This is a genomic window from Paenibacillus aceti (genome assembly GCF_003614185.1).
GTDB lineage: Bacteria > Bacillota > Bacilli > Paenibacillales > Paenibacillaceae > Fontibacillus > Fontibacillus aceti.
Map to the genome: position 1 here is coordinate 4100074 of NZ_KZ987724.1, position 20475 is coordinate 4120548.

Annotated in this window: 17 protein-coding genes; 1 reads left to right on the forward strand and 16 read right to left on the reverse strand. The window is 49.4% G+C overall.

Annotated features, from left to right (window positions below; genetic code table 11):
* Positions 1 to 18: 18 nt before the first annotated feature.
* Positions 19 to 1314, reverse strand: a complete 1296-nt coding sequence (locus tag BFJ94_RS18365) for an IS110 family RNA-guided transposase (protein ID WP_120460554.1) — start codon at positions 1312 to 1314, stop codon at positions 19 to 21.
* Between the two features lie 131 nt (positions 1315 to 1445).
* Between BFJ94_RS18365 and BFJ94_RS18370 the strand changes: the two genes are divergently transcribed.
* On the forward strand, positions 1446 to 3647 hold the full coding sequence (locus tag BFJ94_RS18370) for an ATP-binding response regulator (protein WP_308424715.1): 2202 nt from the start codon (positions 1446 to 1448) through the stop codon (positions 3645 to 3647).
* A gap of 76 nt (positions 3648 to 3723) precedes the next feature.
* Here BFJ94_RS18370 and BFJ94_RS18375 read toward each other — a convergent pair whose 3' ends face one another.
* The 15 genes from BFJ94_RS18375 to BFJ94_RS18445 form a co-directional block, all read right to left on the reverse strand.
* Positions 3724 to 4680: an SMI1/KNR4 family protein gene (locus tag BFJ94_RS18375; RefSeq protein ID WP_308424716.1), complete on the reverse strand. Its 957-nt coding sequence runs from the start codon at positions 4678 to 4680 to the stop codon at positions 3724 to 3726.
* Positions 4681 to 5148: 468 nt separating this feature from the next.
* Positions 5149 to 6489: an FAD-dependent oxidoreductase gene (locus tag BFJ94_RS18380; RefSeq protein WP_120463962.1), complete on the reverse strand. Its 1341-nt coding sequence runs from the start codon at positions 6487 to 6489 to the stop codon at positions 5149 to 5151.
* Positions 6482 to 8053 carry a helix-turn-helix domain-containing protein gene (locus BFJ94_RS18385; RefSeq protein ID WP_162944331.1) on the reverse strand — a complete coding sequence of 524 codons (1572 nt, stop codon included), beginning with the start codon at positions 8051 to 8053 and terminating at the stop codon, positions 6482 to 6484. The genes BFJ94_RS18380 and BFJ94_RS18385 overlap by 8 nt, the downstream gene beginning before the upstream one ends.
* A 136-nt stretch (positions 8054 to 8189) precedes the next feature.
* A complete protein-coding gene (gene tnpA / locus BFJ94_RS18390; protein WP_120460925.1) occupies positions 8190 to 8663 on the reverse strand; it encodes an IS200/IS605 family transposase in 474 nt (157 codons plus the stop codon).
* Between the two features lie 115 nt (positions 8664 to 8778).
* Positions 8779 to 9195, reverse strand: coding sequence for a cache domain-containing protein (locus tag BFJ94_RS18395; protein WP_120463964.1), 417 nt, complete (start codon positions 9193 to 9195; stop codon positions 8779 to 8781).
* 40 nt (positions 9196 to 9235) lie between these two features.
* Complete coding sequence (locus BFJ94_RS18400) at positions 9236 to 9610, reverse strand: hypothetical protein (RefSeq protein ID WP_120463965.1); 375 nt, start codon at positions 9608 to 9610, stop codon at positions 9236 to 9238.
* Between the two features lie 100 nt (positions 9611 to 9710).
* On the reverse strand, positions 9711 to 11207 hold the full coding sequence (locus BFJ94_RS18405) for an extracellular solute-binding protein (RefSeq protein ID WP_162944332.1): 1497 nt from the start codon (positions 11205 to 11207) through the stop codon (positions 9711 to 9713).
* A 97-nt stretch (positions 11208 to 11304) separates the two neighbouring features.
* The gene (locus BFJ94_RS18410; RefSeq protein ID WP_120463967.1) at positions 11305 to 12183 is read right to left on the reverse strand and encodes a carbohydrate ABC transporter permease; all 879 of its coding nucleotides are present in this window, start codon (positions 12181 to 12183) and stop codon (positions 11305 to 11307) included.
* Complete coding sequence (locus BFJ94_RS18415; protein WP_438803699.1) at positions 12183 to 13127, reverse strand: ABC transporter permease; 945 nt, start codon at positions 13125 to 13127, stop codon at positions 12183 to 12185. Before BFJ94_RS18415 ends, BFJ94_RS18410 begins: the two co-directional genes overlap by 1 nt.
* Before the next feature lie 24 nt (positions 13128 to 13151).
* Positions 13152 to 15125 carry a ligand-binding sensor domain-containing protein gene (locus BFJ94_RS18420; RefSeq protein WP_120463968.1) on the reverse strand — a complete coding sequence of 658 codons (1974 nt, stop codon included), beginning with the start codon at positions 15123 to 15125 and terminating at the stop codon, positions 13152 to 13154.
* Positions 15126 to 15591: 466 nt separating this feature from the next.
* Positions 15592 to 16287 (reverse strand): ABC transporter permease, encoded by a 696-nt coding sequence (locus BFJ94_RS18425; protein ID WP_120463969.1) that lies wholly within the window; start codon positions 16285 to 16287, stop codon positions 15592 to 15594.
* On the reverse strand, positions 16280 to 17203 hold the full coding sequence (locus BFJ94_RS18430; RefSeq protein WP_120463970.1) for an ABC transporter ATP-binding protein: 924 nt from the start codon (positions 17201 to 17203) through the stop codon (positions 16280 to 16282). The genes BFJ94_RS18425 and BFJ94_RS18430 overlap by 8 nt, the downstream gene beginning before the upstream one ends.
* 85 nt (positions 17204 to 17288) lie before the next feature.
* A complete protein-coding gene (locus tag BFJ94_RS18435; RefSeq protein ID WP_120463971.1) occupies positions 17289 to 18230 on the reverse strand; it encodes a sensor histidine kinase in 942 nt (313 codons plus the stop codon).
* Between the two features lies 1 nt (position 18231).
* Positions 18232 to 18957, reverse strand: coding sequence for a response regulator transcription factor (locus BFJ94_RS18440; protein ID WP_120463972.1), 726 nt, complete (start codon positions 18955 to 18957; stop codon positions 18232 to 18234).
* A 120-nt stretch (positions 18958 to 19077) separates the two neighbouring features.
* On the reverse strand, positions 19078 to 20301 hold the full coding sequence (locus tag BFJ94_RS18445; RefSeq protein ID WP_120463973.1) for a CynX/NimT family MFS transporter: 1224 nt from the start codon (positions 20299 to 20301) through the stop codon (positions 19078 to 19080).
* Between the last annotated feature and the right edge of the window lie 174 nt (positions 20302 to 20475).

Here is a 20475-nt window from a genome sequence, read left to right on the forward strand (position 1 = left end):
GAATCGTTAATGTTTGAATTAAGCAACCATCTGTAGCTGAGACTGGCGTACCGGTCCCAATACGTCATTTGCATTGTAGCGTATCTGTTTTGTTCCCAACGTATGCAATACTCGAATGAGTTTTCCACATAAGGCTACAATAGATTGTTTCTTCTTTAGCGGGTTCTGGGCTCGTTTCGTGTAATAGTGATGCAGCGCTTTAAATTCTGTATTTTTTGCCACCATGGGCATCATCGCACGGAACAGTAAAGCTCGAAGTCGAGACCGTCCCCGTTTGGTAATCGTGGACTTCCCTTTCTTCTTCCCAGAACTGTTCTCCCTTAGATTAAAGCCCGCAAGCCGTATAATCTGCTGACTATGATTATATCCTTTGAGATCGCCTACCTCGGCCAGAAATCCAGCCAATGTTACGACTCCAACCCCAGGAACCGTTAGCATTTCTTCCGAACCAGGGATCTGTTCAAGCAGTTCTACCACCTGTCTCATGATGTCGTCTATCTGCCGAGTAAACAAAGTATGCTGCTCCAGCAAGTTCTTCAATTCAATCTTGGCTGCCATTAAACCCTCTGTGAGGCCGATAGAGTCCTGAGCTGCTTGAACCAGTTTCTCTGCTCGCTTCATGCCAACCGCCCGTTTAACCTCTTGTTTCCACCGTTTCAAAACTGTGAAAGCTCCAAGTGTTACAATTTCTTGCGGGGTAGGAAATTCTGCAAGCGTGATGAGAGAGGCTTTTCCTTCCCAGTCAGCAAACACGTTTTGATATTCAGGAAAGAACCGGTCGAGCCAATTTTGAATCCGTCTTTGGACTTGACCCAGGTTTAACATAACCTTTTCTCGATGATTCATGAGGATGCGTAAATCCGCATAAACGCTCTTTGGAAGCCGGGGCTCCGAATAATGGCCGTTACGAACGAGATCTGCAATAACCTTGGCATCCTTGTAGTCGTTTTTCGTTGGTGAATTGTCTTCAAGTTCTTTACTCTTGCTAACATGATGAGGGTTTACGATAACTAGTTTAATGCCCTCATGCTGTAGAAACTCAGCCAGGGTAAACCAGTAGTGTCCGGTTGGTTCGATGCCGAAGATGACGTCAGTCTTGGCATGTTGCCGTTGAAGTTCCTTCATCCACGATACTAGTTTTAACAAACCTGAACGGTCGTTTTTAAATACACAATCTTTTCCCAATTCGATCCCACGAAAATCGATCCCGCGTGCTACATGGGTTTCTTTGGCGATGTCTGCACCGATAACCAGTGTATTTTCGGTAATTTGTTCAATACGTTGATTCTGTTTCTTAGATTGTTTATACTTCATATTGAGCGTCCTCCTTCTAACTTAGGGAATGAATGTCGACCATTCGGAACCCAGCATACAGGAGACGCTCTTTTTATTCAAACCTCAAATTAATTCATTACAGGAATGGCTCCTTTAATCTGAATCATGGTTTGCTGAGAGCTTACAGCTCATTACTCGTTATATATACTTTGTGCCTGCTCATTGCGCCCGCGACCTTCGTTAATGGAACCGTTGAGCTGGGCATATTCAATCTGATCTACATCCTCCCCTTCCTCTGGTTCATCTATGTCATCGTGGATATGATCCTGAGAGGGCCGACGGATAGCGGCAGCGTCTTCCTGCTCTTGTCAGCGTCAGGCATTATATTGAACATTTACTGGACCCTGTGGAATTCCTATAAAGACTCAGCGATGGTCTATTACCCCTTGGATATGATGGCGGCCATCGTCGGTTTTGCAGCGTACTGGTTCAGGGAGTTCTTCCTTAATTCCCGAGAAAATGAGCTGCTTACTGAGAAGCTCAAGAAGGAAGACAAGCTGAAGGACCAGTTCCTGGCCAATACATCGCATGAGCTGCGAACACCTCTGCATGGCATTATTAATATTGCTCAGACTGTCCTAACCAAAGAGAAGCATAAGCTTGATCCGACCAGCCTTAAAGATATGGAGCTGCTGATCACGATCAGCCGCCGAATGTCTCATATGCTCGGCGATCTGCTCGATGTGGCCCGTCTTCATGAGCATCGCATTATCCTCCAGCAGGAGCCCATCAAGATTCAGTCTATCGTTCCTGGAGTGTTTGAAATGCTGAGATATATGACGGAGGGCAAGCCTATTCAGCTGCAGATGAATATTGCAGAATCGGTGCCTACGGTGATGGCGGATGAGAAGCGGCTCGTACAAGTTATATATAACTTGCTGCATAATGCAATTAAATACACGGAGAAAGGAAGAATCACCGTCTCTGCCCGGGTGAGAGATAACCGCGTCGTCATTCGAGTAACCGATACAGGAGTAGGGATGGATAAAGAGACACGTAAACGTATATTCCTCCCTTATGAACAAGGGGCTTACGGGGTAAGCGACGGCAGAGGGATCGGACTTGGGCTAAGCATCTGCCAACAGATGATAGAGCTGCACGGAGGAACACTGAATGTGCGTTCAGAACCAGGTAAAGGCTCGATATTCAGCTTCGATCTGCCCTTAGCCAGTTCATCCGATGTTCCGGTATCTAGTAACACTCCGGACCTTCAAGACATAACTAACCGGATCAAGGAGGATTACGCGGAGCTCGTACTTCCTGATACCTCAGCGGACGAGGCTATGTCCGCATTGGAATCTCCACTGCTCACGATCGAGACGATGCATATTCTCGCTGTAGACGATGATCCGGTCAACCTGAATGTGCTGACCGGCATTCTCTCAACAGAGCCTTATTCTATTACCTCGGCTCATTCAGCCCAGGAGGCACTCGAGCTGATTGGAATAAAGCCATGGGATCTAGTGATTGCCGATGTGATGATGCCCCATATGTCCGGATATGAATTGACGCAGCGGATCAGGGAGCATTATTCCTTATCGGAGCTTCCGATCCTGCTGCTAACTGCACGCAGTCAGCCAGCTGACATCTATACAGGGTTCTTGTCGGGGGCCAATGACTATGTGACCAAGCCCGTTGATGCCTTGGAGCTAAGATACCGGATCAAGGCGCTAACGGCCTTGAAGCGGTCGATCAATGAACGATTACGCATGGAGGCAGCATATCTGCAGGCCCAGATTCACCCCCATTTCCTGTTCAATACGCTGAATTCTATCCTGGCGCTTAGTGAGGTTGATTCAGAGAAGATGCTCCAGCTAGGCGATGCCTTCGCCTCTTTTCTGCGTATCAGCTTCGACTTCCTGAATACCGGGGAGCTCGTTGAGCTGTCTCATGAGCTGGAATTGGTCCGAGCCTATCTGTACATTGAGAAGGAGCGCTTCGGTAACAGGCTGAACATCGTATGGGAAGTCGAGCAGAACGTTCAACTGCTGCTCCCACCGTTGTCGATACAGCCGCTGGTCGAGAATGCGGTCAGACATGGCCTGCTAAGCCGCCTTCAAGGGGGAACCGTGCGAATCCGGATTACCCGCAAGGAGAGCGACGGTACCGGTACACTCATTGAAGTCAGTGACAACGGTAAAGGTATGAATCAAGAGCAGATCAGCCAGCTGCTAAATCCTGTGATGCAGGGCAAGAGCGGGATCGGAGTGACCAATACCAACCGACGCTTGATTCAGTTATATGGACAGGGCTTGTCCATCGTCAGCAGGCCTGGTGAGGGAACGATTATTTCTTTTGTGATTCCAGATTAACTCTCCCTAAGAAACATAGAAAAGGCACAGAGCCTGGCGCGAAACCTACGCTTTGCTCTGTGCCTTTTGGATTGACTTAGTCTGCGCTATCCTCCGCCTTCACCAGACCTTGGATGAAGGCTTCAAAATGATCTGCCAGCTTAATGACCTTATTGTCAGCTTCCCGGTCTATATAGATCACCACAGGCTCGCCATCGTTGCCGGATGGACGGTAATCCAGCATTACCGCGTCGCCTGTAGCAGGACAATCGCAGATGACCACGCCAATTTCAGGATAGTTCCAATTCTCAATCATATATCGACTGCCTTGCTTCCCGCATAGAGATTTGGGCTTGTCCCGTCCAATGCCGAAGAAGCCGGAGATGGTGATATGATTATCCCCGCGAGAAGTCTTCTCACCTATTGGGAATTTCGTGTTATGAGGCACTCCCCCATTATGCAGCTTCATCATGCGAATATAGGAAGCCGGCAGCTTGAAGACGAGTCCTTCCTCTATGGAAGCAATCTGCTCATCTGTGACCGGATCTGATACGTATTCTTTTAGAGCAGATTCACTGTCATTCCAGAATTCCGACCATTCCGGGTCTGTAATGGGTTGAGGCTTCATAGCGGGCTCTGGGCTTGTTTCGGTCTCGGGCTCCGGATCCGGTTCAGCGGGAACGCTCTCTGCGGTTTCTTGTTCCGTCTTGCTTGCAATCCACTCCAGGAACTCCAGGGTATCCTCATCATCAGGCTCAAGCTTGTCGGCAAGCTCAAATTCCTTCCGGGCTTCCTCATACCGATCCAGATAGTAATAAGCCAGCCCCATGCGATAATGCCATAATGCATCATCCTTGCCTTCCTCAGCCACGCTCAGAAACTGCTCGATCGCTTCTTCATAACGCTCAAGATTGTTCAGCGCTCTTCCCAAATGGCTGACCAGCGAATAGTCTCTGTCCTCTGCGGGAATGTCCTTAATTGTATTTACGATTTCTTCAAATTGGTCTTCTTCATGTAACGCATTCAGCTTAGCCTCAAGCTCGTCTCTCATCATCCTTACCTCCCAGGGCGATAACTCAAATTATATAAATTATACCATTCCAGGCAGGACAAAACGAAATCACACTGACGTTATGCAGCCAAATCGCCGAGCAAAAGGGATAAATTTGTGACAAACGAACAAGCAACCCGTCTTCCGCAGCTCTAACGAAACACCATATCGTTATTCCCGCAAAAACCCACCCAACACAAATCTAACGAAACACCATATCGCTATTTCGATGGAAATCCGCCATTTCGCCCCTATTTCGCCGCAATAGCGATCCCTAGTTTCGTTAGATTTCTAAATCGCCCTTTTTGACGCAGATAGCGTTACCTAGTTTCGTTACAAGACACATGACCTTGCGGTCAAATTTTAAAAACTTCGAATTAACTTTTTGGAGTGGAAAATCTTTTCGTCTCAAAAACGGAAAAGCTCATTTTCGTATAATTTAGGGCAGCGACGGCCCAAGGGTCGGTCGGCCTACATACCTAATTCTGCTCCCGCCGCGAGCAGCGTCCGCTGCAGCTCCTGCACCGATATATCCCTCACCCCGATCCCATTCTGACTTGCCTGCGCCGCTGCCGTTCCAGCCGCCTGGCCAATAGCCATACAGCTCGGCGTTAGCCGGGTCGTCGCCTGTGCCTCATGCGTCGTCGAGATACAGCGCCCAGCAAGAAGCAGATTCTCAACCCGTGCAGGGATAAGCGAGCGGTAAGGAATGTCATAGGCGCCGCCGCCTTTAATGAAATTGGCCGTTACTCCGCTCCCCTCCGGATTATGGATATCAATCGGGTAACCACTGCGGGCAATGACATCGTCGAAGGCTCGGGCACTCAGCACATCGATTCCGTTCAGCACATATTCACCGACCACCCGGCGGGTCTCCCGAACACCGATTTGCGCCCCGGTCTGAGCCACGTAAGCCGCCGAGAAGCCGGGAATATGCGAGCGGAAGAATTGCTCCAGGAGCTGTACCTGCTCCCGTCCCTCGACTTCTGCAGCAGTCAGATCTTCCGGCTGCGTTGGATCGAGTCCAGATACGCGGGACACATTGATGAGCACCTCGTCGGGCTCGGGGCCTGTAAAGAACAGGACGCCATCTCGCTGAATCGGCAGCCCGGCCTGGCGCCACTTGCTATAGAAGCCCATCACGCCTGTCAATGGGAGTTGATCCAGTTCTGAGATTAGTGATCTCTCGTAGAACTCCTCTGGATGCCTTTTCATATATTCAGTCACTTCATCCAGCCTGACCCCCTTCATTCGGAACTTCATCGTCATCGGCTGAACCTTGCCCACTTCATTCCCCTTTTCAAAGCTTGCTCCGGCTAAATAAGCAATGTCCGCATCACCACTCGCATCGACAAAGACCCGCGCCTCAATCAGCATCCTCCCCCCCTTGTTCCATACAGCGATTCCCTTCAAATGCTGGTCAGACATCTGCACCTCAGCTGCGAACGAATGCAGCAGAAGCTTCACCCCCGCTTCCCGCAGCATATGGAAAGCCAACCATTTAAATGTCTCGGGACAGAATGGGGTCAGCGTATGCACGAAGCCGATCGTATCACGCAAATGGCCGGGCGAGGCTCCAAGGGCGGCGAGGCGGTCGACGATCTCTTGGGCGATTCCCTTGACAGCCTGATCACCAGAAGCCGTATGGAAGGTCATCCATGGGTAGACCAGAGATGCTGTCGACATCCCCCCTAAGAATCCATACCTCTCCACCAATATCACGTTCGCCCCGCTGCGCACTGCCGCCAAGGCCGCCGCAATCCCTGCTGGACCTCCACCCAATACAGCTACATCGTACACTACTTTACTCAATCATCCCGCTCCCCTTCCCAGGTATTGTCGTCTGTCCATTGCCACGATGACCAATCATCGCGGGTTGCCCCGCCCACGAAGCCCTGAAATCTCCCGGTGTTGCACCATGGATCCGCTTGAATACGCGAATGAAGTTCTGCGAATTGTTATATCGCAGCTTGTCGGCGATCTCCGCCACCTTCATATCCGTCGAGATCAGCAACTCCTTGGCCTTCTCCATCCGATAGGCGATCAGATAATCGCTGAACGTCATGCCGAGCTCCTCCTTGAAAATATGGCTGAAATGCGATGGAGGCATACCCGCCAGCTCGGCCATCATCGGCTGCGACAGATCATCGTCATAATGCTGCTCGATATACTGCTGCACGGTCGTAATCGATTGATGATTGCTGTCCTTGCGGCGCAGCATAATATGGCGCGAAATGGCCGGGAATACCTCTTCCTTCAGCCAGGCGATCATCTGGCTCATCGTCCGCAGCTCATTCACCCGCTCGTACGGACTGTACGTGAACAGCAAGGGGCCACCATCCGGATCAAGCTCATACAGCTCACGCAGCAGCCGTGATATGAGCTGCATGAACGCCATTCGTACATGCTCTGTAGAGATCCCGCCCCGCTGCTGCAAGCCTTGCCCGAACTCATCGAGAAGTACAGCCAGCTGCTGTTCATTACCCAGCTTAACCTGCAGTATCATCTGCTGCTCCAGCTCGGATGGATAAGCAAAGCCTTGCTGCTGTCTATTCGGCTCGACCTGCTCCACATAGATCACCTTGCCGCTGCCAAGGATAAGACGATACTGCAGCGCATCCATCGCCTCCTTGAACGAGTGACGGATGCTGCTCAGCCCTTCATGGCAACGTCCGACGCCGATAGTAGCCGTTATATTCAACACACACTCCACCATCGTGTGAATTTCCTCCGCCAGCTGGAAGGCCTCTGTCCTCCGGGAAGCGGTTGTCCCCGATAGTTTATGATTGATCAGCAACACGACATCCGCCCTCATCTTGATAACAGTACCGCTGGCCACTCCACCGAGAATTTCTTCAGAAATATTCTTGACCGCATACACGAACAGGTTAATATCTCGCTCCGTTTTCCCCCGGACATCATCCAGTTCAATGCACATGACGGTATAATACGGGCTGATTCGCGGCAGATCATAATAATCGAACTTCTCGGTCAGCTCATGGGTCGGCACTGCTTCCGTCAGAACATGCTGCATAAATCCAGCGGCCAGCAACGGCTTCGAGTTCTCAATCTGATCATTCAATGAGTCATTGACTGTATGTAGCATTTCAACATAGTGGCGGATGAGTCCGAATTCGTCCTGCTTGCCATTCGAGAGAGGGGGCCGGTTCGCCCTGCCACGAATCAGGTCCAATATGCTCTTGATCAGACGGTAGAAATGCTTGGATAGCAGCAGCGCAGCCGTTAAGCATCCTACAATAAGCGTCAGGCATAGGATCATTGTCAGCACCTTAATCCGGACGAACATAGGCGTCAGCTCCTTAATCGGTACGATCGATACATAGATCCAGCCGTTATAGGGGGACTGCCAAATCATGACCACCCGTCCAACGGGTGGTTTGCACTTGGGGTATAACCCCCTGTTGCCAAACTGCGCCTAAAGACGCTAGCCTGACCACAAATCTGTTCAGGCTCAGTGTAATTTGTCACTTTCACTAACCAGTTAAACTGGTTTATTTCTTTTTGCTCCTGTTACTGCTAAACGGATCTTCGTACTCTTTTACACTCAACTTATCTATTGCTTGGTCATGTGCTTCTTGTTCACGAATGTATTTTGCTACGGTTGCTTCATTTAGGCCCACTGTACTTACATAATAGCCTTCTGCCCAAAATTTTCGATTCCCATATTTATACTTTAGTTGCGCGTGCTTTTCAAAGATCATTAGCGAACTTTTCCCCTTCAGATATCCCATGAATGTGGACACGGCTATCTTTGGGGGGATCGCTACCAGCATGTGTACATGATCTGGCATCATATGACCTTCCAGGATGTCCACTCCCTTATACTTACATAAACGTTTGAAAATTTCGATTAAGTCTTTCCTCACTTGATTATAGATCTCTTTCCGTCTATACTTCGGGGTGAACACAATGTGGTATTTGCACATCCACTTCGTGTGAGCTAGACTATAGCTCTTGTTTGCCATCTAAGACCATTCCTTTCAATTGAGCCTGAACATCTCAATTCTATCGGGATGGTCTTATTGGTCAAACCCTCGATCCCTCCACCCGCATAGCGGGTGGTTTTTTGTTTCGCGCGTTTCACGCACTCAACTGGCTAAAGCCATAATAATTAATGAGCATATCCTGCCCATCCACCTTCTCGGTGTAGCCGCTCTCCTTTAGCCCGCTCCTGCGGATATCCGATAAGAATTGATAAGAAGCGAGATCATCCTGCAGCAGACTTTTGTTCCAATCTGAGAAAATATTGCCCGAAGCCGTCAAGACGAGCATCTCACTGTTCACTTCCCGGTCCATCTCGCTATAGACCTGGAAGAACGCTCGATCATTCAGCTTGACTATGATGTAGCCGCGTGGATTATCGCCACGAACGGGAACTTCGCGCACATAGGTAACCTCCTGCGAGCCGCCGCGCGTCATCCTGCTGTCCGTCTTGCGATCGATCCAGAAATAGGGCGCAGAGCGGCTGCGAAGCCGAGCCTTCAGCTCAGGATCCATGCTATCCGCCGGATTCAGGCCATTCGTAACAGATAGAATCTTATCCTCTCGTACAAAATAAAGCTCGGCCGAATCGACTATTGTCGACCAGAACCTCGATTGAATTTAGGTTGGCAATCACCTCTTGATACAGCTTGATATTCGCATAGGGATCATCCAGTTTCAAAAATTCGTCCAAGGAAGGATTGAATAAATGCTGCAGGATCGTTTTATTCAAGGCAATGAGCTTATCATCGATTCTCTGTTGAACCTGCTTCAGCGTCTCACGCTTGGCCCGGCCCACTTCCTGCTGCAAGCTGGTCGACGCAACGGTATACGTTCCGATGCTAATAATTAGCACCGGAACGATCGACAATAGACACGCCGCTAATATCAGCTTCAATCGGATATTACGTTTCACGGAAAACCGCTTCATGTACGCTCACTTCCTCGGATCGTAGTCGGTACTGCTCCAGTACAAGCAAAATGGGGGACGTGAAGTCCCCACATATAAGCAAATCCGCTCTATTGTAGCTTTATTGCTGTTTATACCATTCGTTCACTTCCTCAGTCATTTTCCTGCCGCCCTTATTCATCCATTCCTCAACATATTGATCGAATGAATCGAGCGACTTTCCGCCGATCACTATTTTGATAAAAGTCTCTGTACTATATTTCTCAAGATCAGCCATCTTCTCCTGCATCGTAGGCGTCAGAGCTGCAACTGCCGGATTAGGGACGCCAAGCTGCTCAATATTCTTCCATTGATCGAGCTGGGCTTGCGCAACCTCCTCTGTCGCACCAGGCGTAGTGAAGTATGGATTATACTTGTTATGCGCGATGAGATTGATTACACCGTCAGCGTTATATTGCTCATTGACTACAGGAACGCCGTTCTCCAGCTTGTGATGCACGCCTTCTATTCCTTTCCGTTTGAATTCCAGCGCTTCATCGGTCGCTTGCCAATCGAGAATCTCCATGATCTTATCCACCTTTTCCGGTGAGGTCTTGGCACTGATTACCCAATGTCCGTAGAACCCAGCGGATTGCGGCGTGCCCTTCGTACCGCTCGGCCCTGTAGGCGGATCAATCATGATAATCTCCGCATTCGGGTTAACCTTCTTCATGTCGACCATGAATTGCCCGAAGTTCGCAATACCGCCACCGATCAGGATACCGGCCTTACCTGCGATAAATTTCTCATTCACCTGTGTATACTTCAGAACCGGGAAGTCCTTATCGATGGCGCCCTGCTTGTAAAGGTCGGCCAGCCAGCCTAGCGCCTCCTTGCGCCCCGGCGTAACATCTGAGTTCATCAACGTGCCGTCCTCCATCTTGCGCCAGCCATTTCCTGCATCAAAAGCAAGCCATAGCTGCTCCAGGAAACTCAGATTCTCACCTACACCAATACCGAATGTATCCGCCTTGCCATTCTTATCAGGGTCCTCCGTCGTAAACTTGAGTGCCACATTCGCGAAGTCCTCTATCGTTACTGGAACTGGTAATCCTAGATTGTCGAGCCAATCCTTGCGGATCAAGACCGCATTCGTCTGCAGCGGACGTGTGCGTGGGATCGAATACAACTTCTTGTCGATCTTCACATTTTCGAAGGCCTGCTGCGGGGTCTCCATCAGGTTCTTATAATTGCCGACCAGATCATCCAGCGGTAGGAATGCATTCTGCTTCACATATTTGTTCAATTCCGGGTCCGGGTATGTCGTCCACACCATCATGTCCGGTAGTTCTCCCGAAGCGACCGTCAGCCGCAGCTTCTCGGCATAACCGTTAGCCGGGATCGCCATCAGATCAAGCTCCACATTGAACTTATTCTCCATCCACTTCCAGGCCTCGCCCTTCTTCGGGGCATCTCCATTCAGCGGATACATCATGCTGATCTTGAGCCTCTCCTGCTTATCTTTTCCGCCGCTTCCCGCCTCACTCTTGCCATCCTTACTCCCGCAGCCGACGATGATCGTCGCTAGCAGAGACATAGCTACCGTGAAGCTAACGATCTTTCTCCAGTTCATGTTCATACTTGGTTGACCCTCCTTAAATGGTATATATCGCAAGCAGATTAATCCGCGACTTGCCGCACTTGTATGCGCATTCATTTTCAAATAAGGACTTACCTCAGCCCTTGACCGATCCTAACAGCACACCCTTGGCAAAATGCTTCTGCAAGAATGGATAGACGAGAAGAATCGGAACTGTAGCGACGACAATCGCTGCCATTTTGATCGTCATCGGGATGACCTGAATGCTCTCATTGGCAATAGCCGCCTGGTATTCCTCGGTAGAACCCTCGATAATCATCTGCCTCAGGATGACCTGAATCGGCCATAGGCTTGAATTAGTCACATACATAATCGACTGGAAGAATTGATTCCAATGTCCCACCGCATAGAATAATGTGAAAGTAGCCAGTGCAGGCATCGAGAGCGGCAGCACAATTTTCAACAATACTCCGAAGTGGCTGCATCCGTCGATGCGCGCTGATTCTTCCAACGCCTCGGGAATGCCCTGGAAGAAGTTCTTGAGAATAATCAGGTTGAATGCGCTGATCGCTCCCGGCATAATGACTGACCAGAATGAATTAAGGAGACCAAGCCATTTCATCACCAGGTACCCTGGAATCATCCCACCGCTGAACAGCATCGTGAACAGTACGAGGAACAGGATGATCCGCCGTCCCTTAAGACGGGTTTTAGAGAGCGGATAAGCCATCAATACGGTCAGAGCCAGATTAGTAATCGTCCCGACAACCGTAATCGATATAGTCATCCAGAGTGCCTGCATGAAATGCGAGTTGGAGAAAATCATAGAATAAGAGTCCCAGGTGAACTTCTCCGGCCACAGGATCAGCCCCCCGCGCATCACCTGTTCCATTGGAGATAGCGATACGGCTAACACATAGAGAAAAGGGAATAATGTCGCTGTGCCGCACAGTACCAAAAGGAATCCATTGATGCCCCTGAAGACCATGTCACCGGTTAAACGATACTGCCGCATTAGTACACTCCCTCCTCTCCGAAGCGCTTGGCCAGGCGATTTGCTGCCACGACCATAATCAGGCCAATCACCGATTTGAACAGTCCAACGGCTGTCGTATAGCTATAATTACCACCTACCAGGCCTTCGCGATATACGTATGTCTCGAAGACGTCGCCGACCTCATAGGTCGTTGCACTCAGCATCAGAAAGATCTGTTCGAAGCCGTTATCAAGGATATGACCTAGCCTCAGAATCAGCATGATGAGAATCGTGCTGCGGATGGCTGGCAGAGTAATATGCCAGATCTGCCTCCAGCGGTTCGCGCCGTCGACGACTGCTGCCTCATAGAGCTGGGGGTCGACACCAGATAGAGCGGCGAGGAATATAATCGTCCCCCAGCCCGCTTCCTTCCATATACTCTGCGAGACGATCAGGGTACGGAACCATTCATTCGAGGTTAAGAAATTGATCGGCTCTCCCCCGGCCTTGACGACAAACTCATTTACGATGCCCCCCTGAGTCCCCAAGAGCAGATATGTAATTCCTGCCACGACCACCCAGGATATGAAGTGGGGCATATAGATGATGGACTGAATCGTGTTCTTAAAAGCCCGCTTACGGACCTCATTCAGCATAAGCGCGATAATAATCGGCATCGGGAAGAAGAAGATAAGATTCAGCATGCTCAGCACAATCGAGTTACGGAAGATGCGCCAGAACCCGTCATACTGCAGCAGCGCTACAAAATGCTGCAGACCGACCCATTCGCTCTTCCAGATCCCGCCGAACGGATTATAATCCTGGAAAGAGATAATGATTCCCCACATCGGGAAATAGCGAAATAGAATGAAGAATAATGCTCCGGGAATCAACATCATGTATAATTCCCAGTCCTTCCATGAGCTCCTGCGCCGGACTCCCCGAGCTAGCTCAGGCCTTGACAGCAACGATGGCTGGTTCATAGAGTGGGCTCCCTTCTTCGTTGTTTAGTTGACTAGATTTAGGCTGAACGGATTATCCGGCAGAATAAGCCGATATAACTCCTTATTCTGGGCGTAATACAGCCGTCCATGATGGTCCAGCGCCATGTTGCCGACGATCGCGTTACTAAGCTGCACATATTCAAGCGTAGCCGGATCGACGACAATCAAGCGTCTGGCCAAGGTCGTATATAAATAACCATCGGCTCCCCATCGAAGATAAATCGGCCGATACTTGCTGTACTTGTACTCGCTCGGGAAGAAGACTCTACTCTTGACAATTCGCGTCGTCACCGGGTCCATCGCGAATAATGTCCTGTCGATAGCTCCCCAGATTAGTCCATCAGGCCCCGCGCTCAGTTCTCCGATCATGCAAGGCGGCCTATCCATATCTGGAATCTCCGGCACGAACTCCGCCACCTTTATCCGCTTGTCCACATCCCAGATGAACATCCGGGCAGGCCCGTCTGCGGGTGTAGCACCAAGACCACCCCATATGCTAGTTCCCCCATAGATTAAGCCGTCCTTGTAAGCCACGCCTTGGATGCTATGTTCCGGCATGATATCCGGGTAAACCTCCCAATGGCCGACGCTAGGGTCATACATCGCCAGCGCTCCGCCGCGCAATCCATAATCCGGTACCGTCCCGGCGAATACTCGCCCGCCACCTCTTGTCATGGCAAACGGGCGATCCTGCGCATGACCAAGCTCCCCGATCCACCCCGGATTATGCTCCAATGTGGTACCGAAATCGACCGGGCTCAACGGGTCAAAGCGGAACATATGGGCATGGGTATACGTCCCAAAATAAGCGACTCCGTCCAGGAAGGTCATTCCCTCCGATTGGGGAAATAGTTCAAAGGTGTGCCGAATTTCATCAGTTTCCGGATCGAACAGGCTAAATCCCCGTTGATAACCCCCGATGTACAGCTTGCCATCATCGCCGGTTTCTAAACAGTGGATAAGGATCGGCTGCGGCTCAATGTCCAAACTGCGAATGGTCACCTGACCGTCCAGGAAGCTAATAAGAGCCACCTGGGCATTTACAGTCACTAGAGCGAGTGTGGACTCTTCAGTTCCAACCTGTTGCCCGCCAGACCTAGATCTCCCCGCTCCACTCTCAGCTCCAGGCTCACCGTCCACACACACCCATTCAAGTGCCTTGACTCTGCCTTCAGGCAGTGTACAAATCTCTGTCTCGCTCCAGCTCTCCCCAGCGATATCCCAATAGCATAACTTCCTGCCCTGCTTGAAGTAGACTCTCCCCGGGTGCCTAACTCGCGAATTAATCAGCATGTTGTCATAGGAGAAAGCGCCGACCTGGGTTAGCGTATCAAGCCGGAAGACGCGGGCCTCCGTATAATTACAAGAGACAAATAAGTAACCATCGATCACCCAAAGACGGTCTACGAAGCCTTGTGAACCGCTGATTCCCTCTAGCTTCAGCTCCTCCAACTCACCGGTCGTCCGATCGATTCGTACTACATGCTTAGTAGCCCCGATTCCGGCGTAGATCGAATCTTCATCGGCGGTAAGCCCGCGTACATAATCCTGTCCTTCCTTCACAACTCCGTAGTCGCGAAATACGCCTGTCTTGAGGTGATACTCAAACACTTTAGCTCCCGGATACGTCCCGCCGAATACTCTGTCATGGGTACTGAATAGCTGCCATACCCAGCGATCCGATGGGTTCGTACCGATGGTCTGCAATCCGTCTGATGAATAACGATATAGCACACCATCATTGATTCCGCTTAGATAGATATCACCGTTTTCTGCAGCGCACATTCCCCAACAGCAGTCTGTATCAGGGATAGACTCGCGGAACAGCAGCTCGCCAGACAGCAGGTCGAATTCCTGCAGAACTGCCGGTACACCATTGCTCGCGAAGCATACCGTATAACGCGCACCATCAAAGCGGAAAGCCGCTGCTTGCCCAAAGCGGGATTGGATCATCGCCCCCAGATTCTGTACCTCCACTGTACCTACTATGTAAATCTCCTCCCTCTCCTTCTCTCTATCGTGCTGTGCTACGACGTGCTACGGGGCCTGTTGGCCCATAGCAATACGCCTGTATATCTGGATTGTAAGGGGCGTAACCCAGATAAAGAAATAATCAGATCAAATGATTACATTAAAAAAAACGCCAATAGGTGTAATGATGAGTAGATCATTAGGAAAGGACTATTTAGAAAAACAAAAAGGAGTGGAAAATGATCAATTCCACTCCATTATGATTCGCTTTTCAAACTTACCGCCTCTTCTTGAACAATAACCCGATTCCAACCAGGACGCCTATTATTGCACTGCCAAACAGATTGATGAGCACTCCAGGGTTACCGGTCCCCCAATACAATAGTACGTTCAAGACGAAAGAAACCGCGCAAATCAACAACACCCATTTTAATACTCGATATACCATCCAGATCTCGCCTCCCGCTTCTCGCTACTTCAGCACATCCACATGCTCGATGTTACGAATCGCCATATAAGCAATGCCCGCTCCAAGGAGTGCAAACCCGATCGGCACCGCAATGATGGAATACAAGGTGAAGCCATTTACATTCTGGCAGATGATTCCGACGACGATGAGCGATGATACGATGGTAGCTGCGATGGAATGCTTGCGCATGCCGAAGTATAGCGGAATGAGGCTCAGGAAGCTGGTAGCCAGCGCGCTCATCATAAACTTTAATATTAATTGGACTGCAATTGCCCCTGTGAGCGGCTCTGGAATAACAGATACGGATAGATTTAAAATATAGAAGCCTAGGCCAACAAATAGATTGGCCACAATATCCGCAACTAACGTAAACAGCACTACGATGAGTAGCTTGGCGGCGATGAGCTTTTTACGGTTGATCGGGTACATGAACAGCACCGTGATCGACTTGCTACGGTATTCATCAATGATCAGCCGTGAAATAAGCACCGAGGCGAACACGATATAGGTTGCACGAACGAATGTATCGATGACAGAGAATACCATATCATAGCTGTTAAAGGGCAATTCTTCCTTGAATTCCGTAGTAAAGCTGATCAGGAAGATAAAACCCAATATTAGAATGTTGGCGACAATCGCTCCCCAAACATAACCCCCTATCCGGAATTTACGCATTTCCAGTTTCATCAGCTTAAGCAACGATGCCACCCCCGTTCAGGATGGATAAGAAGTAATCTTCCAACGACCCTTTTTTCTTATGAACCGCCTCAATCGCTACATCGTGCAGCACTAAAGTCTTCATCAGCTCGCTCTGAGGAATACGGCTATCATAGATGCGGACCTGGCCTTCATCGGTAATGCGTACATTGGATATGTTCAAATGGTGCTCAAGCACATAAGCCGCCTTGCTGCAATCGTTCGTGGTAATCTCGATATACTCCGAGGTTTGCTGAACGATATGCTCCATCGTAACCTCCTGCAGCAGCTTGCCATCATTCATCACAGCGATCGTGTCGGCGATCAATTCAATCTCGCCAAGAATATGGCTGGAGATGAGAATAGTGATGCCATATTGCTTGCATAGCATTTTGAAGAGATCACGCAGCTCCTTGATTCCGAGCGGATCAAGACCGTTAATCGGCTCATCCAGAATCAGCAGCTCCGGCTTTGTCATAATCGCCCGCGCGATACCAAGCCGCTGCTTCATCCCCATGGAGAACTCCTTGACCGCTTTATGATCAATTCCCTGCAAATTGACCAGTTCAAGTGCCTTATCGATCGATTTTTTGTTATGGTAGCCCATGTATTCACAATGCAGATCCAGATTCTCACGAGCGGTCAGCTTGTCATAAAAAATAGGATGTTCGATAATCGTCCCCATCCGTCCTAACTGTCGGTACGATGTGTCCGTCAATCGCTCCCCGAAAATTTCAATTTCTCCCGCTGTCGGCTTAATCAGATTCGTGATCATTTTCATGACTGTTGTTTTGCCGGCGCCATTCGGGCCAAGCATGCCATAGATTTCCCCTGGCTTGATGTTAATATTGACGTTGGATACGACCTCTTTGCCCATGTAAGCCCGGGTCAACTGCTTCGTTCTAACGATATATGTCATCCGCTTTCCATGCCTCCTTAGCTAGTTACAGCCTTATTGTAAGCAGCGAATTTAGCTTTTTTCTTACTCGATTCTTACAAATTCCTTAAGTTGCAAAGGCGATTCGCTTCAGCTTAACAGTAAACACCGTTTTTTCATAAGGCTTGCTATGGATGTGGATCGTTCCTCCCTGCGCTTCGACCAGTCTTTTCGTAATCGTCAGACCGAGGCCGCTACCCTGATACGATTTATTACGCGAGTCCTCCAGTGTATACATTCGCTCGAATACCCGATCCTGATGCAGTTCGCCGATTCCTTTGCCCCGATCCCATACATCCACGTACACATACTCGTCATCGCCTCGCAGGGTTAAGCCGACGACCCTTCCCTCGCCGCCATGCTGAATGGCATTGGAGATTAAATTGTTCAGCACACGATCCAGCGCTTCCTCATTCCCCCGAGCTAGCATCGGCTTATCCGGCATCTCAATCGCAACATCAAAGCCCTTGACCGTCAACGTATCATAGAAGGTTAGCATGTTCTTCCCGCAGATGTCGTTCATATGAACCTGGGAGAGCGAGATTGGGGTATCCCCCGACTCAAGTCTGGCCAGATCAAAAAACTGACGGATCAGCTCCAATACCTCATTTGCCTTGGCATGCGCCTTGGACAGCAGGACCCGCCTCTCCTCCGCATCCATGTCCGGGTCGAGATGGATCGTCTCGATGTAACCCAGTACCACCGTCAAGGGGGTCTTCAGATCATGCGAGATATTCGAGATCATTTTCCGTATTGACTGCTCCATCTTTAGGAAGTGGGCCGCCTTCTGCTGATTATGCTCCAGCAAACGATTGATCTCGACCAGAACCGGGATTAAGCCAGGGTCATCCGTAAAAATAAGCAGCTTCTCGCTGGTGTCCCCCGTAATTATTTCTTTTAGCTTATTATGTATCTGCCCCAGGTTATAGCTTCTGACCCGATAGGTGTGATATTGGAGTGCGATGATCGCCAGCAAAATAACGACGAGTATGGATAGCGCAATTACCATATCATTCTCCTACCCATTTATAGCCGATGCCCCACAGCGTCTTAATATATTGGGGTGCGGACGGCTGGTCTTCGATTTTCTCGCGCAAGCGGCGAATATGTACGTTAATCACGTTCTCATCGCCATAATACTCGTCGTTCCATATAAAACCGTACAGCTGGGCCTTCGTGAATACACGATTCGGATTCGTAGCGAACAGCTTCAGAATTTCAAACTCTTTGGCCGTCAGCTTCAGATCGACATCGTTCCTCGACGCTGAATAATTGTCCAGGTCTATACACAGGTCGCCGAACGTCAATACTCTAGCTGGCAAAGGGGCCTGATCTCCGACCGCGACGGCGGTCTGTCCGAGAGTGGAATAGGTCGTGGCACGGCGAATCGCTGCTTTGACCCGGGCCGACACTTCAATAAGGGAAAAGGGCTTCGCGATGTAATCATCTGCCCCGAAGCCCAGCCCGATCGCCTTATCGACATCACTGTCCTTCGCTGACATGATAAGGATCGGCACGGAGCTATCCTCCCGAATTAGCTTAATCACTTCGATCCCATCCAGCTTCGGCATCATCAGATCAACGATGACCATATCAAAGCCGCCCCGCCGAAATAAGGTTAGTCCGTCCAGCCCATTATACGCTGCCGAGACAGCATACCCTTCTTTGACCAGATAACTCTGTAGTATTTCAACGATTTGGGTATCATCCTCAATCAGTAATATGTTGTACGGCATGATCTTCTCCCCTTCATGTATCAATACAAAGAATTATAGCCCAGGGTAGACAGAGTGCATAGGTATTAGTGGTTGTAGTTGATCTGGGACTCGGGCGATCACATGAAAACGAGAACCATCTCATTTATCGGTACTTACATAACGGTCTCTACCCGCACCAAGGCCAAATAAAAAGAGCAGGACGGAGGCGCCGACCAATATCCATAATGGGAGTGTCCAATCGCCAGTAATATCATGCAAATAACCGAACAGTGTCGGGCCGAGTGCGGCAAGCAAATATCCAATAGATTGAGCCATCCCGGACAGTTCTGATGCTTGATGGGCATTCTTCGTCCGTAAGCCAAAGAACATCATCGCTAGACCAAAAGCAAAGCCACCCCCGATTCCAAGTATGATTATCCATAACATAATCAAGCTGGAGCTGCCATAGAGTAGGCCGAGTGTTCCAGTCAGCATCAATCCGAACGTAAATACAACCAGCAAGCGTTGACTACGCATACGCCCGGCTATAACCGGAACAACGAACGTGAATGGAAGCAGAGCCAGCTGCATCATGGAGAGCAGCAAGCCAGATCGATCAGCAGATACACCCTGCTGCTTCATTATCTCAGGAAGCCAGGTAATGATGACATAGAACACCATCGATTGTAGTCCCACGAACATCGTTACTTGCCAGGCAAGGGGGGAACGCCATAAATTCACATGCTGGCCTGCCGCCTGACCTTGCGCAGCAGATACACCTGCAGAGCTACGTTTCAGATGAGGTAGCCAGAATAAAATAGAAACGAAGCTTAGAATTCCCCACACCCCTAGAGCCCCTCGCCAGCCTAATCCGGATGCCAGTGGAACACTGATTCCAGAAGCTACGGCTCCAAACAAATTCATAGAAATAGAATACAAGCCTGTCATCAGTCCCATGCGTTCAGGGAACTCCCGTTTAATAAGACCGGGCAGCAATACATTGCAAACGGCGATGGATAAGCCCAGAATGGCGGTACCGAGATAAAGGGCAGCAACCCCCGGAAATGAACGCAACAGAATGCCGATCGTCAAAAAAACGACAGAAACCAATATCATTAATTCCATTCCCAGCTTGCGCCCCAAACGAGGTACGAAAGGCGAGAAGATCGCAAAGGCAAGCAAAGGAAGTGTAGTAATCATTCCGGCTAAGGTGTTTGATATATGCATATGGTCACGAATAAGACCTATTAATGGACCCACCGAAGTTAAGGGCGCCCTTAAATTGGCAGCTATAAAAAGGATTCCAATGATGACTGCCCCTGCAGCAATCTTGGGCTTCGCTTGGACATGGCGTATATGGCTTTTTATTTTTGACGTACTCATGAATGTTTCCTCTCCAATCTATACTTAAAAAGTTATTTATAATATATTAAATACATTCATCGATATATTATAATATATAAATTTTAAATTTGTCCAGTTAAAAAGTATAGTATAATTTACTTTAACGTCTTAAATATAATCTATGATATACTAACTATAATGTTATTGTCATTG